Source organism: Streptomyces sp. NBC_00386 (assembly GCF_036063235.1).
In the GTDB taxonomy this organism is placed as follows: domain Bacteria; phylum Actinomycetota; class Actinomycetes; order Streptomycetales; family Streptomycetaceae; genus Streptomyces.
This window is the reverse complement of the sequence record NZ_CP107950.1, coordinates 833,807-848,171: the sequence shown is the minus strand read 5'-3', so window position 1 is coordinate 848,171 and position 14,365 is coordinate 833,807. Positions and strand designations below refer to the sequence as shown.

Annotated in this window: 14 protein-coding genes; 8 read left to right on the top strand and 6 right to left on the bottom strand. The window is 69.9% G+C overall.

Features of this window, described 5'->3' with window-relative positions; genetic code table 11:
• Window positions 1-48 precede the first annotated feature (48 nt).
• From OG780_RS03500 to OG780_RS03485, 4 genes are all read left to right on the top strand, one after another.
• Window positions 49-852 (top strand): SAM-dependent methyltransferase, encoded by an 804-nt coding sequence (locus OG780_RS03500; protein ID WP_328444537.1) that lies wholly within the window; start codon window positions 49-51, stop codon window positions 850-852.
• 441 nt (window positions 853-1,293) lie between these two features.
• On the top strand, window positions 1,294-3,222 hold the full coding sequence (locus tag OG780_RS03495) for an FHA domain-containing protein (RefSeq protein ID WP_328444535.1): 1,929 nt from the start codon (window positions 1,294-1,296) through the stop codon (window positions 3,220-3,222).
• A gap of 213 nt (window positions 3,223-3,435) precedes the next feature.
• Complete coding sequence (locus OG780_RS03490) at window positions 3,436-4,062, top strand: TetR/AcrR family transcriptional regulator (RefSeq protein WP_328444533.1); 627 nt, start codon at window positions 3,436-3,438, stop codon at window positions 4,060-4,062.
• Window positions 4,063-4,537: 475 nt separating this feature from the next.
• Window positions 4,538-5,542: a patatin-like phospholipase family protein gene (locus tag OG780_RS03485; RefSeq protein ID WP_328444531.1), complete on the top strand. Its 1,005-nt coding sequence runs from the start codon at window positions 4,538-4,540 to the stop codon at window positions 5,540-5,542.
• A 174-nt stretch (window positions 5,543-5,716) separates the two neighbouring features.
• Here the strand turns inward: OG780_RS03485 and OG780_RS03480 are convergent, their stop codons facing one another.
• The gene (locus OG780_RS03480) at window positions 5,717-6,247 is read right to left on the bottom strand and encodes a hypothetical protein (RefSeq protein ID WP_328444529.1); all 531 of its coding nucleotides are present in this window, start codon (window positions 6,245-6,247) and stop codon (window positions 5,717-5,719) included.
• 209 nt (window positions 6,248-6,456) lie between these two features.
• Here OG780_RS03480 and OG780_RS03475 point away from each other — a divergent pair, with 209 nt between their 5' ends.
• Entirely contained in the window at window positions 6,457-7,200 is a 744-nt protein-coding gene (locus OG780_RS03475; protein ID WP_328444527.1) for a class I SAM-dependent methyltransferase, read from the top strand.
• A 75-nt stretch (window positions 7,201-7,275) separates the two neighbouring features.
• Here OG780_RS03475 and OG780_RS03470 read toward each other — a convergent pair whose 3' ends face one another.
• Window positions 7,276-7,581 carry a hypothetical protein gene (locus OG780_RS03470; protein ID WP_328444525.1) on the bottom strand — a complete coding sequence of 102 codons (306 nt, stop codon included), beginning with the start codon at window positions 7,579-7,581 and terminating at the stop codon, window positions 7,276-7,278.
• Between the two features lie 42 nt (window positions 7,582-7,623).
• Window positions 7,624-7,935: a hypothetical protein gene (locus OG780_RS03465; protein WP_328444523.1), complete on the bottom strand. Its 312-nt coding sequence runs from the start codon at window positions 7,933-7,935 to the stop codon at window positions 7,624-7,626.
• Window positions 7,936-8,230: 295 nt separating this feature from the next.
• Here OG780_RS03465 and OG780_RS03460 point away from each other — a divergent pair, with 295 nt between their 5' ends.
• The 3 genes from OG780_RS03460 to OG780_RS03450 all read left to right on the top strand — a co-directional run bounded on the left by OG780_RS03460 (window position 8,231) and on the right by OG780_RS03450 (window position 11,212).
• On the top strand, window positions 8,231-9,409 hold the full coding sequence (locus OG780_RS03460) for a hypothetical protein (protein ID WP_328444521.1): 1,179 nt from the start codon (window positions 8,231-8,233) through the stop codon (window positions 9,407-9,409).
• Window positions 9,410-9,520: 111 nt separating this feature from the next.
• Entirely contained in the window at window positions 9,521-10,318 is a 798-nt protein-coding gene (locus tag OG780_RS03455) for a hypothetical protein (protein ID WP_328444519.1), read from the top strand.
• A gap of 168 nt (window positions 10,319-10,486) precedes the next feature.
• Window positions 10,487-11,212 (top strand): spermidine synthase, encoded by a 726-nt coding sequence (locus OG780_RS03450; RefSeq protein WP_328444517.1) that lies wholly within the window; start codon window positions 10,487-10,489, stop codon window positions 11,210-11,212.
• A 40-nt stretch (window positions 11,213-11,252) separates the two neighbouring features.
• Here OG780_RS03450 and OG780_RS03445 read toward each other — a convergent pair whose 3' ends face one another.
• From OG780_RS03445 to OG780_RS03435, 3 genes are read right to left on the bottom strand one after another with little or no spacing between them, the layout of a single operon-like run.
• Window positions 11,253-12,143, bottom strand: coding sequence for an STM4011 family radical SAM protein (locus OG780_RS03445; protein ID WP_328444515.1), 891 nt, complete (start codon window positions 12,141-12,143; stop codon window positions 11,253-11,255).
• A gap of 7 nt (window positions 12,144-12,150) precedes the next feature.
• Window positions 12,151-13,506, bottom strand: a complete 1,356-nt coding sequence (locus tag OG780_RS03440) for an STM4012 family radical SAM protein (RefSeq protein WP_328444513.1) — start codon at window positions 13,504-13,506, stop codon at window positions 12,151-12,153.
• Window positions 13,503-14,309: an STM4013/SEN3800 family hydrolase gene (locus tag OG780_RS03435; RefSeq protein WP_328457858.1), complete on the bottom strand. Its 807-nt coding sequence runs from the start codon at window positions 14,307-14,309 to the stop codon at window positions 13,503-13,505. Before OG780_RS03435 ends, OG780_RS03440 begins: the two co-directional genes overlap by 4 nt.
• Window positions 14,310-14,365: the final 56 nt, after the last annotated feature.

Genomic DNA, 14,365 nt, shown 5'->3' with positions numbered 1-14,365 from the left:
CGACCCGATCAATTCCTACGATCACGCCCGTAACGGCGGAGGACCGAAGTGACAGACGCAGGAACACGCGCGGAAGAGATCGACACCAGCAAACCCCAGTCGGCGCGCATGTACGACTACTTCCTGGACGGCAAGGACAACTATCCCGTCGACTGGGAGGCTGCCGAGCAGGTCATCTCCTTCTTCCCCGCGGTCAAGGAAATGGCCCGGACCAACCGGGACTTCATGCATCGTGCCGCCCGACTGCTGGCACGGCGGGGCATCCGCCAGTTCCTGGACATCGGCACCGGAATCCCGACCGCGCCGAACCTTCACCAGATCGTCCAGGCCATCGCCCCCGCCGCGCGCGTGGTGTACGCCGACAACGACCCGATCGTCCTGCGGCACGCCGAGGCACTTCTGCACAGTGACCCGCAGGGACGCACCGCCTACATCCAGGCGGATGCGCAGGAGCCGCAGAAGATCCTGGCGGCGGCACGGCAGACCCTCGACTTCGATCAGCCGGTCGCCCTGTCCATGATGGCCCTCCTGCACCTCGTGGGGGACGAGGACGACCCGTACGGCATCGTGGCGGAACTCCTCGACTCCCTCGCTCCCGGCAGCTACTTGGCCCTGTCCCACGCGACAGGGGACTTCGACCCCAAAGCGTGGGAGCGGGTCGTGGAGGTCTACCGCAAGGGGGGAACTACGGCGCAGGTCCGATCGCGCGCTGAATTCACCAGTTTCTTCAACGGACTTGAGCTCCTCGACCCCGGTATCGAACTCGCCGCCGAGTGGGATCCCGAGGGAGAGCGCGCGCACACCGAGGGCGAGCGGATCCCGCTGTACGTGGGCGTCGCCCGGAAGCCGTAGGGGCCACGTCCGACCACCGAGCCGGGCGGTGACCGGGTCCGCGGCAGACGTGGCGAAGCCGAACACGTCTGTCGCGGCCGGGCTCCTGACGGCCCAAGCCGGTCCGGGGGTCCGCGAAGCGGGAGTGCGGACGGCAACTCCCCTGCGGCACAGCTCGGCTGACATCGAGTCGGCCGTGAGGCGCGGCCGTGCCGGCCCTGGCGTGGTCCGTTCCGCCGACGCCGGACAGCCTCTCCCGAAAGGCTCCGGATTCGGGCATGATGGGGCATCCGTACCGGTCAAGCGACTCTACGCCGTTGTCGGACCGAACCGTTCACCGTTCCCGTACGTCGAGTGAATGTCGCGCCGCCCTACCCGTCGCACGCTGCCCGGTCACGCCGCCCTGCGTGTGTACGGGGGCACCGCGACAGCGGCAATGTCGTCAACCTGGGAGGAAGTCCAGTGGCGCCGGTGCTTGTTGGACGCGAAGGATTACTGGCCGGAGAACGGATACCGGTGATCGGCACCCGGGTCACGTTCGGACGCAACCCCGAGAACACCGTCGTCGTCTCCAGTCCGAGCGTCTCGCGCTTCCACGCGGAGATCGTCCTGGACGACACCCAGGGCTACGTTCTGCGCGACTGCGGCAGCAGTAATGGCACGCTGGTCAACGGCGAGGAGATCGACTCCCGGCTCCTCGAGCCCGGGGACGACATCACCATCGGCGACCAGGAGTTCCGCTTCGAGGTCGCGGACGCCATGGAGACGATCATGGCGCTCTCCTTGCCCAGGTCGCTGACCTGTGGTGACGAGGAGGTCGAGCGTGGGCCGGTGCTGCGGGTCACCATCGCGGGCGGCGGTCCCGTCGGCCTGTCGCTCGCGTTGCTGCTGGAGCACTTCCTCGGCGCCCAGGTGAACATCACCATCTATGACGGCCGTTGGCGCAAGCAGGGCCGCAAGATCGTCTGGAAGGACGTGGGCCAGGGCAATGTGCGGCGCCAGCAGGTGGTGACCGTACAGAGCCGCCAGTACCTCAGCCTGCCCGACGAGGTGCAGGCCCGGCTCTTCGACCCGGACAGCTACACCGAGATGTGGCCGTCGGGTCCCGACTCCATCGGCGATCACCACCCGCGCAACATGCGCATCGCCTACATCGAGGACCGGCTCCTTGAGGTGGCGAACGAGAAGCGGAGTCGTATCCAACTCGTTCCGGCCCGGTTCGACGTCGACGAGCAGCAGGAGGCGCTGGCCACCCAGCACGTACTGGCGATCTGTGACGGCGGACGGTCGCACACGCGCGAGCACTTCGCCGCCAAGTTCGGCAAAGCGGACGAATCCATCTACTCGCTGAACGGCCGTCATCTCCAGGACGTGGTCCTCGGTCTGCGCGTGAAATCGGGTCTGGCCGACCCCATGGCCGTTCTTCTGACCGTCGGGCAGAACCGCTTCCTGCTCAACTCCCTGCGCGGCGAGGGCTTCCTCAACATGCGCCTGACGGACGCGGAGGCCGCGGAGGTCGTCGGCATCGACCCGGTCCGCCGCGTCTTCGAGGAGTGCATCGCCTCTCGGCCCTGTCTGATGGGGCGCGACGAGCACGGAGACTTCCGGTGCTCCACGCACAGCACGCTGTTCCTGCCGGCCCTCATCAAGGGCTCCGCTCTGTGGAAGCGGGTGGGCGAAGGGCTGCGTCTGTTCGGTGTCGAGCCCGGTGAACTGAGCGCCGTCACCTCGTTCCGCCTCAGCATGGTGCAGCGCCCCCGCTTCACCGCCGAGTTGCTGCCACCGACGGCCAACTCCACAGGCACGTACGGCTTCCTGCTGGGCGACGCCGCCAACGCCATCCACTTCTGGCCGGGCCGGGGACTCAACAGCGGTCTGGCCTCGGCCGTCTCGCTCGCACGGTCCCTCAACGGCGCGTGGAACGGCAAGCCTTTCCGGGACGCGGACTTCCTGCGCCACGAGGCCGCCATGTCGATGCTCCAGTATCGCCACAAGAGCCGCGCCTGGAAGGCGATGGTGACCACGGACGACCAGGGGGCGACCTGGGCCATCAAGGACATCATCGCGCACGGCATCGACGGAATCGCCGAGGATCCGGATCGCGAGGCCGACACCGCGACGCTGCTGGAGCGGCTGCGGGGCATTCGTTCCCGACTGGCGAAGCGCATGACCGGCGTGCCGGACGACGAGGCGATCCTGGAACGACTGGGGACCCTGGAGGACAGGACGCTCCGCATGCTGGTGCTCAGCGGCGCCTGGGACACCCTCACCATGGGCGGCGAGGAGGTCGACATCGACATCTTCTACGGCCCGGATTCCGCTGCCGCGGCGGCGGCCGTCGAGGCGCTCGAGCCGGTCGCCCCCTCCGATCCGGCCGTGGCCGCCGGCTGACGACCGGGGTCCGGCCGACTGACGAACGCTGGTCGGGCCCGGCCGGCGAGGGGTGTCCGGAGCGGATGACCACGGGCCGTCCGGAGCGGATGGCCACGGAGATCCGGCCGGCTGGCCGCTCGCTGGCCGGTGGACTGTGAGGGTAAAGTGGGGCGTTCAGTCCCTTGTCACCAGCGGCTCATGAAGGCAAGACCCATGCGGGAGCGAACGAGCGTGCCCAGCGAGCGAGAGCCGGGCGTCCCGGTGGTCGGTCGATCCGCCCAGGCCGCGGCGACGAGACAGCAGATCGTCGAGACGGCCAAGGGACTCTTCGCCGGTCGCGGCTACCAAGCGACCTCGTTGCAGGCCATCGCGGACGAGATGGGCCTCACCAAGGCCGCGGTCTACTACCACTTCCGGACCAAGGCGCAGATCCTCCAGGCCTCGCTCGATCCGGCGGTGGAGGAAATGACCGTGCTCCTGGACGAGCTGGCGGGCATGGCGTCACGGCAGGAGAGGCTGGACGCGTACGCGGTCGGCTGGGTCGATTTCCTGGTGCGCAACCGCGAACTCGGAACCATGCTTCTGCACGATCCCGAGATCCGGGCCGCCAGCGTCTACGCCGAGAACGACGGGCGCAGGCGACGCATTCTGCGGGTGCTGTTCGGCAGCTCGCCCACGCCCGCGGAGCGCATGGCCTACGTGATGTGCGTGTGGATGCTGGAGGGTCTCGGTGAACTGTCCGATCTCCCGGACGACGACCTGAGGGCCACGCTGCTCCTGACCGTCCGAGGCCTCCTCGCGGTGCCGGGGGCCGCGGGTGGGGGCCCCGAAGGCTCCGCGGAGTCCGTCGAGGCGTGAGGCAACGCCCGCGGCGGCGGGCGTACGAGGGGCGGACGGAAGCCGTCGCCGCAACCAGACACTTCTCGGCGACGGTACCGACGTCAAGCCTTGGGCGACCGTCCACGGCCAGGGCGACGCGTCCATCCGCTGTCAGGATGACGCGTCCACCGGCGTGAGGGTCTGCGGCCGGTAGCGCGGGCGGACCGCCAAGCCGGTCACTCGCGCTCGTTCGGTCCCTGTCCGGATGCGGTGCCCTCATTTGGCTAGCCATCGGCTAGTGAATGGCTGTTCGCTGGTAAAGTGGTTGCCTGGGCGGACGGTGCTGCCACACCCTGTGGCGGCGGCGGGACTGTCGCCGCCCGCACGGCCGAGCGGCGGCCGCCCAGCGTCAGCCAGGCCATGACCCCGGGTGGCGGGCGCGCTCGTGCTGTGCCGTCCCCGGGCGCTGCGCGCAGAAACCACCCCCGAGCTGTCCCCTGGAGCCCTGACCGCGATGACGACGACCGCCACGACCTCTGCCGCCACGTCCGAGCCCGAGGAGCCGCACCCGGTCTGGGGCGTGCTCACCGAGCGCGCGCGAACCGGCAGCCGCCCCGGCGCGCGCGCCGACGGGCACCGCGTCGCTCTGGCCATCGAGGGCGGCGGGATGCGCGGCATCATCGCCGGCGGGATGGCCCTGGCCCTCCACGAACTCGGACTGACCAACAGCTTCGACGCCGTCTACGGTGCCTCCGCCGGTGCCGCCTCCGCCGCGTGGCTGCTGAGCACGAGTCCGGAGTCGCTGCGCTTCTGGGCGGTTCCCAAGTACGCCCGGACGCTCATCCGGCGCTCGAACCCACTGCGCGGCAGGCCGCTCGTGGACCTGCACGCCTTCTACGAGGTGCTCTACCGCTACGGCGACCAGGACTGCGCGCCGATGGACTTCGCCTCGATCCTCGCGAGCGACATCGAGTACCACCCACTGGCAACCGACGCCGAGACCGGGGAATCGACCGACCTGCGGCCCTTCATAGACGACGCCGCGGAACTGCGCCTCGCACTGCGGGCGAGTGCCTCCCTGCCACTCCTGGCGGGAGAACCGGTGACGCTGCGCGGACGCCGGTTCTACGACGCGGGCGTCTCCGAATCCGTGCCCTACCGAACCGCGCTGGCTCAGGGGGCGACCCACGTCATGGTGCTGCGATCGCGGCGTGCGATCGATGTGGCCCGGCCGTCCCGCTCCGCTCCATGGATCGCGAAGACGGTGCTGCGGCGTGAACCCGCGGCCCTGCGGCAGGTGTTCCTCGACCGCGAAACACGCCTGGCCGAGGACGACGCCCGCCTGACCGACCACGAGGCCGTCGTCTCGATCCGCCCCGCACCGGAATCGCCGACCGTCGGCCGGCTGGCGAGCGAGGGTGACCTGCTGGAAACCGCGCTGGAAGCCGGCCGCACCGCGGTACACGACACCTACGGTCGCCTGTTCGGCACTCGCGAACGCCCGGCGGCCACCGACTGACGCGCGGAGCCTTCGCCGTACGCAGCAGGCCTTGCAGCCGGGCAGGATCTCGACAAGATCTGCCCGGAGCCCGGAGCCCGGAGCCCGGAGCCCGGAGCCCGGAGCCCGGAGCCCGGAGCCCGGAGCCCGGAGCCCGGAGCCCGGAGCCCGGAGCCGGCCGGCCGTGGGCGTCCGTCAGCCGTCGCCCGACTCGACGAAACGACCTGCCCAGGCCCTGAACCGATCGTCGTGCTCCTTGCGCGCTTCCCGGAGCGCGTTCGGATCCTCCGGCGGTCCGAGCCCGAACGTCCGGTCCAGCCAGGCGAGGAACTCGGTGTGGCCCTCGCTGTGTTCCTCGACGATGTCCGGATCGAGGAACCCTTCCGAGACCGGCTCGCTGTCGATGGCGAGAAGCCGGAACAGCTCCCTGAGGTCCCGCGCGATCACGTAGAGGTCGCCCTCGTCGCCGACGAAGACGACGGGCAAGGCGGCGAGGTCGGCGCGATCGTCGCACCGCCACAGGGCGTAGTGGGAGCCGGTGCCGTTGGCCTGAGCGAAGGGGATGAACCGGCTGAGGAACTCGGCATCCTCCGACCAGGTGTGGAGTCCGGCGTCCCCGCCGTACTCGCACAGCTCGAAGCCTTCCGAGTAGTACACGGGACCGAGCCGGTCCCCGAACTCCTTGAGCAGGTTCAGTTCGGGGACGGGTGAGTACGACTCGCTCATGCGACCTCCTGGGCCGTCCCGGCAACACGGGTTCGTCTGCTCGGGGCCGGGCCCGCACAAGATATCTTTCGAGGCTTCGATGCCGCGGCCGGTGCCCGTCCCTCCTCGGACGGCGGGCGCGGACCGTAGCGCCGATCCCCGTTTCCGCAAGACCGCCAGTTCCCCGGGCGGCGGCCCGGTGAGGGCGGCTTCTTCGCATACTGAGGGGCATGGCCATCTATGACACGCTCGGCGCGACGTACGGCCGGACCCGGCAGCCGGATCCGCGGATTGCCACGCAGGTGCATGCCGCGCTCGGGGACGCCAGGACGGTGATCAACGTAGGAGCGGGCACCGGTTCCTACGAGCCGGAGCAGACGGTTCTCGCCGTCGAGCCCAGCCAGATCATGATCGCCCAGCGCCCAGGAAGGTCCGCGCCCGCCGTGTGCGCGGTCGCCGAGCGTCTTCCGCTGCGCGACAACGCCGCCGACGCCGTCATGGCGCTGCTGACCGTCCACCACTGGACCGACCTCGCGGCCGGGATCGCCGAACTCCGCCGGGTCGCGCGCCGCCGTATCGTCATCCTGACCTGGGACCAGGAGATCTTTCGCGAGAAGTTCTGGCTCGTACGCGAATACCTCCCGCAGGCCGCGGCGTTCGACGACACCCGAGCCGTCCCGATCGACCGGCTGGCCACACTGCTCGGCGGGGCACGTCAGGAGCCCGTTCATGTCCCGCACGACTGCACGGACGGGTTCGGCGCGGCGTACTGGCGCCGCCCCCACGCCTACCTCGACCCCCAAGTGCGCGCCGGAATCTCCATGTTCGCCCAGACCGGACAGGACGTTCTCGCTCCGGGCCTGGCAGCGCTCACCGACGACCTCGCGACGGGCCATTGGCACCGGCGTCAAGCCGATCTCCTCGCGCTCGACACCATCGACGTCGGCTATCGACTCCTGGTGGCGGACGTCTGACCTTCACGAGGGCTCCTGGTCAGGTGCCTGACCCTCTCTGTCTCTGACAACTACCGTTCCTGTCGTACGACTTGTTCACCCGTTCTCGCTCGTTCCGACGTCTTCGCCGACCTGGAAGCCGTCGGGCCAGCGGGTGTCGTCGAGCGTGTATTCATGCACGAAGAAGCAGTCCGGGGAACGTCTGAACCCGGGCAGGGATCGCGCCCGTTCCACCCGTTCTTCCGCCAGTCGCCTGGTCGAGTACAGCCCGAGGATCTTGAAGTCGTCCTCGCTGTCGTCCCAGAACAAGGGTTCTCCGTCCTCCAGGAAGTCGGCGGCGACGGAGTCGGGTTCGAGTGAGATGCGGTGCCTGTGCACCAGGAGATAGACGGTCTGGTTCACTTCACGCCTTCGTGTGCCGGGTCGGACGAGGAACGAGGTGGTTCAGTCCTGGTGTGTCCCGTCCGGGAATTCGGTGACGAACCCGTGGGTCCACAGATCCTCGTCGAGCGTCAGAGGGGAGATCTCGAAGCAGTCGGGCTCGCCGCGGAACCCCGCCAGCCCCTTCGAAGCCTCTCGCTGCGCCTCCGCCGCCGCTTCGGTGGTGTAGACGCCGACGAGGCGCCACTCCTCTTCATCCAGGTGCATGGTTCCGTCGGGATCCTGATGGACGATCCGCCCGCCCTCGTCCATGGCGAGGTGGCGAGCGTGCCACAACACGTGGACTTCGCCCTTGGTGCCCTGCTCGCGCGTCATGGTGGTCGACAACTCCTCTACGGGATCGGGCGTTCGAGGTGTGACACCCCTGCCGGCCGCTCCCCGGCCTCTGAAGTGCTTGCGTTCGGTCGATAGTGCCCCGCCTCGCCGCTCGGGTGCGAGCGAGATATGGCGGTGGGGGCGTGACCGGACCTGCCCGGTCTCCTTCATTGCGTGGCCCATGCCCTCGGCCGCGTTCTCATGGGTTGGGTGCAGAACGGGGAACGATCAACACCCCTTATTCTGCGGCTGGTTGGAACACCCATGGACGCAGGGAAGAGGCGGGGGAACGCACATGACGTATCGGCGCGCGGTGATACCGGCACTGGTCGGAAGTTTGCTGGTCACGTTGTTGCTGTGGTGGGCGGGGGAGAGTGCGCAAGCGCTTCAACTACGCGGCGCCACCAGCGTGTTCGACGCCCAGTCCGTGAGCGAACTCCGGCTGTGGCTGGCACCCTGGTCGTACGACCCTCCGTCGGCGCTTCTGGCCGAGGGGTCCACGGGCGGAGGCGCGGCGTTCGGCGGAAGCTCCCACTACGCCGACCTGTACACCACCGCGATGCAGATCAGATTCGTGGCAGTTTTCGCGTTCTTCCTGGCCGGCGCGCTGATCCTGATCCGAAGGATCCCGCCCACGCAGGGCCGTACCCCGGCCACGGTGCTCGGACTGTGGGCCTGGACCCCGATGGCCGGAATGCTGGCCGTGACCGTCTCCGCGCCGTGGCTGATCGCGTCGTACGGGCACGGGAGCTTCCGGCTGCTGCCGCGACTGGCGTCCGTGATCGTGTCGAGCGGACCGGTCACCGTGCTCGCGGGCCTGGTGGCCGCACTCGTATCCGTGCTCGTCGCGCGGGTCACCGCCAAGGGCGACGAGCCGTCGCCCAGGCAGAGCGTGCCCCCGCGTGCCGCCCGCCTGGCCGCGAGCGCGGGAACCGCGGTGATCGCACTGTCGCTGGTGGTCCTTTCGTACCAGTCCGTGGCTGCCTGGATCCAGACCTCGTTCGACGGCGCGGGCCTGCTGTCCGAGCCCGGCGAACTGCTGCGCGCGTGGCTGCTGCTCGGCAGCTGGACGAGTCCGGCGAGCACGCCCATCGGCGACTGGCTGCTGTACCGGGCCGCCGACGCGCTTGTGCTCGTCGTGGTCTGGTGGGCGCTGCGGCTGCTGCCCGGCCTGCTCACCCGGACCACGGCACCGGCGATGGCCCTGGGCGGGGTCTGCGCGACCGTCCTGGCGCTGTGGGCCGGCCGGGTGGTGCACATAGCGTTCGACAGCGCGTTCGTCGTGCGTGGTCCGGTGTCCCTGATCACCCAACTCGACGCGGGTGCCCCGGCCGTCCTCACCTTCGGTATCGCCGCGGGGCTGACGGCCCTGGTGACACTGCGGCTGGCGGGAAGCCGTGACGTGGGCAAGGCACCGGCATCAACGTCCGATTCCGGTGAGCCCGTGGCCGGCACCACCCGCACCGAGGAGTAGAAGCCCCGCCGCCCTCGTCGCCAGGCTGCTGGTGAGCACACGCTCTCGCACACCAGCAGCCCCATTGCCTCACCCCGGGCGATGTCAGACCCCCGTGGCACACTCCGGTGCATGTCTCTCGCCGATCTCACACTTGACCACCGGCGCTCGTTCGACCTGCGGACCGCGCGGGGAGTCGCCCAAGATGCAGCCGACCTGGTGGGTGGTCGTGTGACCGTGGTCGAGACTGCCGAGCACCTCGGATCCCCGTTCCATCGTGTCCGGATCGAGCGGAACGCTCAGGACTTCGCTCTGATACCGGGCGGCACGGTCGAGGTCGGTTTCGACCTCGACTCGTGGCAGCCGACGGCCGAGCAGACCGCCGACTACGCGCGGAGCCTTGAGGCCGGTTTCGGTGTCGGCCCCGATCTGCGGGCCTACCTCAGGCGGACTCTCAGCCCCCGGCGAAGCGCCACACTGGCCACCGTGCTCATGGCCGTGGAGGACGAGAAGCTGACCGAGCTTCCGGCCGACACGCCGGCGGAACTCGCGGCTCGTGGCCTGCGTATGCCCACGTCCGACGAGTGGGAACACGCCTGTGGCGCCGGCACCGGCACGCTGTTCCGATGGGGCGACGAGTGCCCGCTGGACCGCATTCCGTACGGGGACCGCACAGGGCCGCACAATGAGCCGAACGCCTTCGGCCTGCGCATCACCTATGACACGTACAGCACGGAACTGACGAGCGACGTCACCGCTGTCCACGGCGGTGACGGCGGCGAGTCGGTGTGCGGCGGCTACGGCACCCTGCTGGCATGGCTGCCCCTGGCCACCGCCAACCGCAACCCCAGCATGGTCGAATTCGTCTACGGCCCCGAGGGCGAGGACCTTTGCGAGGACTTCTCCGTCCGCCCCGTGCTGACCCTCTGAGGGCCCCGCAGGTCCCGGACCTGGACGTGTACGACGGAGCGGACAGACTCGTTCCGGTGTGGTGCGACCGTTTGACCCCCTGTCGGAAGCGCTCCGTGTGAAGATCCTCCCAAGCATCGGACCCGAGCCGGACGGTGCGGCGGGACGAGACCGGGAGAGCAGCAGCGGATGAGCGCACGCTTCGAGGAGATCGACTGGCGGCCGACGCCCATGGGCGAGATCAGCCTGCGCCGCCGGAGGGATCCGCTGTCGGGCGACGACGTGTACGAGGTGAAGCTCGGCGACGAGTACCTGATGTCCAGCCTCTTCACCACGGGAGAGGTCGAGCTGACCCGGATCGGTCTGGCGGAACTGCCCGAGGCCCCGCTCGACGTCGTGGTGGGCGGACTCGGCCTCGGGTACACGGCCAGGACGGCTCTGGACGATCCGCGCGTACGCTCGCTCATCGTCGTCGACACGCTGGCCGAAGTGATCGACTGGCACCGGCGCGGGCTCGTACCCCTGGGCGCGGGCCTGGCGTCCGACCCCCGGTGCCGGCTGGTGCGTGGAGACTTCTTCGCCATGACCACCGGCGAGCCGCGAGGCCTCGACCCCGAGACCCCCGGCCGCCGTTTCCACGCGATCCTCCTGGACGTCGACCACTCGCCCCGCCATGTGCTGCACCCCGACCACGCCGTCCTCTACACCCGGACCGGTCTGACCGCACTGGCCGAACTGCTCCAACCCGGCGGCGTGTTCGCACTGTGGTCGAACGACCCGCCGGACCAGGAGTTCGGCTCGGTGCTCGCGGAGGTCTTCACGGACACCGCGGCACACGTCGTGGACTTCGACAATCCGCTTCAAGGCGGGACCGCCGCCAACACCGTCTACGTCGCCCGAAGGCGCGACGGCTGACACCACCCGGACCGGACGACCGCCACCGCGAGCCCGGCTCTCAGAGCGAGCCGGTCGCGGGGAGGACCGGAAGCAGCACCCGGTCCGGCAGCGCCCGCGGCACGCGTTCCAGGACGCCGCCCGCGAAGACGTCGTACAACGGCAGAGTCTCCAGGTGCACGTAGCCGATGTGGCAGTCGCACGCGGTCAGGGGGCAGGGGCGCGGGGCGAGCGCCGCACGGAAGGAGCCGTCGTACAGCCGGCCCAGTTCGGTCCGGACGAAGTGGCAGCGGCTCACCTTTCCGTCGCCGTCCACCGAGATGACCGACTCGCCGGTGCGGCAGGGCAGGCCGGCCGACCGGTGCGGGTGGCGGCTGAAGGGGAAGAGCGGGTCGAGCGCGGTCCACTCGGCTGCCTGTCCGTCCGTATAGGTGTGTCCTTCGGCGGCGTTCACCCACAGGTACACGTGCTCCGGGAGTTCCGCGCGCAGTCTGCGCGCGGGTTCCGCGTGCTCGGGCAGACCGACGATGCCGACACTGAAGCGGACGCCCAGCTCACCGAGCCGCCGGGTCTTGGCGACGAACCGCTCGTGCGGCGTCTGCCCCGGGTGGTAGGTGCACCACAACGCCACCGTCTCCCGGTCCGTCGCCTCCAGCCAGTCGGTGCGGCAACTGAGGTTCGTCTGGATGGCCACACGCCTGATGTGAGGCTGGTGCGACAGTTCCACGAGGGCGCGGCGGTACCAGGAGCGGACCAGCCCCTCGCCCCACGGGGTGAACAGCACCGACAGCCGGTCCTCGCGCTGCTCTCCCGCCCACGCGGTGAACCGTTCCAGCGCCGCGCGGTCGGCCCGCAGTTGTGCGGGGGTGTCGCGGCGCTTCGCGAACGGACAGTACGGACAGTCGTAGTCGCAGGAGGCGAGCGGGCCGCGGTACAGGATCGTCAGGTCCACCGGAGCCTCACTTCGTCTCGTAGGCGGCCATGGCGTCCCGAACGGCCGGGGAGAAGAACTCGGGGCCTATCGCGTCCGAGTGGGCGAGTCCTTCCGCCGAGAGACGCAGCCGGTCCTCGTCCCGGTCCGCGAGCCATCCCCGTGCGGCGAGTGCGCCGATCTCGGACCGGAAGTCGTCGTACGGATCCGATCCGAAGCGCAGCCGGTAGTCCGCTACGGGCAGGCCCTCGGCCTGGAGGAGGGACTGGAGCAGATGCCGGCGCCGTGCCTCGTCCTCGTCGACACGGCGGCCGTGCAGCGCGTGCGAGAAGTCCTCGGTGGCGGTGTAGTCGTCGATGATGCCGCGGATCTCCCGCATCGACACCGCGTAGTCGAAGGAGTAGTGCAGCGTGGAGGTGTACGAACGGGCACCGCAGCCGAGGCCGATCATGCCGTCGGTCTGGCAGGCGTAGTCGTCCGGTCCCTGCGGTGGGGCGTCCGCGCGCCGGAACATGCGCATCGACACCTGTTCGTAGCCGTGTGCCAGCAGGTGGTCGCGGCCCTCCCGGTACCGGCGCAGCCGCTGTTCGTCCCACTCCAGGTCGGCCGTCCGCGCGTCGGTGTGCCGGCCGAGGCCGGTGAGGGGACGGATGTAGAGGGGGTACAGGTAGATCTCCTCGGGCCGCCAGGCCAGGGCCGCGTCCAGCGAGTGGCGCCAGCCGGCCGCGGTCTGACCGTCGATGCCGTAGATCAGGTCGATGTTGAGGACCGGGACGGCCGCTTCGCGGATCCGTCCGAGCGCCGACTCCACCTCGGAGCGCCGCTGCGGCCGTACGGCGGCACGGGACTCCTCCTCGACGAAGCTCTGCACCCCGAGGCTGAGACGCGTGGTGCCCCGCTCCACCAGCACGGCCAGGCGGTCGGCCGTGGCCGTGGACGGCGAGGCCTCCACGGACAGCGGGATCGCGCGGAGGTCGGCGCCCATCTCCTGCTCGGCGATGTCACACAGCCGCTCCAGCTCGGAGGCCTCCAGGAACGTCGGCGTGCCGCCCCCGAACGCGGCGTTGGCGAAACGGGGCGTCTCCTCGTCGCCGAGTGCCTCGCGCATCGCGGCGGCCTGGCGCCGCACCGAGTCCAGATAGCGTCCCGTCAGGTCACCGGGAGCGCCGATCCGGGTGAACAGGTTGCAGAAGCCGCAGCGGATCTCGCAGAACGGGATGTGCAGGTACAGCGACAGCGACCGCCGGGACTCGCCCGTCCACAGGTCCTTCAGCGCGGGGCGCGGGGCGAGGGGCCGGTAGGCGGTCTTGTGGGGATAGGCGTAGGTGTAGCTCTGGTACGGGCGTGGCAGGCCGGTCGGGGCGGCCGCGGGGGCGAGCGTCATACGGTCGGCTCCAGGAAGAAGTGGCTGTAGGGCACGGTCCACACGCAGTCGTGACCGAGACGGTGGCCGGTGTAGCCGTCGTCCCCGTAGGCGGTGCCGTGATCGGAGCAGACGATGGCGAAGCAGCGGCGGCGTGAGCTCATCGCGCTGAAGAGCCGTCCGACATGAGTGTCGATGTACTCGAGGGCCGCGGCGTGGGTGACCCGGCTGTCCCCGGTCTCGCGGGTGGCACCGGGCAGGTGGAACCAGTTCGGCTGGTGCAGCGCCGACGCGTTCAGGAACAGGAACAGCCGCTGCTCTGCCGGCAGTTCGGCCACGACCTTCTCCGCCCGCGCGACCTGGGCCTCGAACGAGGTGGGCGAGGCCACTCCGAACTCCGGCTCCCAGTGGCTCTCCTGGAAGAGTCCGGGCAGTACGCCGCCCAGTGCGCCCTGCTTGTTGAAGAAGCCGACGCCCCCGATGCACACCGTGCGATAACCGTGTGCGGCGAGGCCGGACACCAGGTCCGGGGTGTCGAAGACGAACGTGCGGTCCGCCGTCGTCTCGCTGCCCGCGAACCGTGCCGCGAACAGCCGCGGGTGCGGTCCCGGTGCCGCAGGGGTGGGCAGGAAGCCCGCGAACATGGCCTGGTGGGAAGCGTAGGTGAAGTTCCCGGGCGCGTGCCGCCGCTCCCAGGTGCCGCCGGGCAGATGCGCGGTCAGGTTCGGCAGACGGCCGGCCGCCGCGAGTTCGACGGCCACGTCGTGGCGCAGGGTGTCGAGGGTGAGCAGGAGCAGGTCGTCCCGGCCCACCACTTCGTTCATGTCCGGCGTCCCGGCCGGCTCCGGGGCGGAAGGGGGCATGGCCGGTGTGCGGTCGG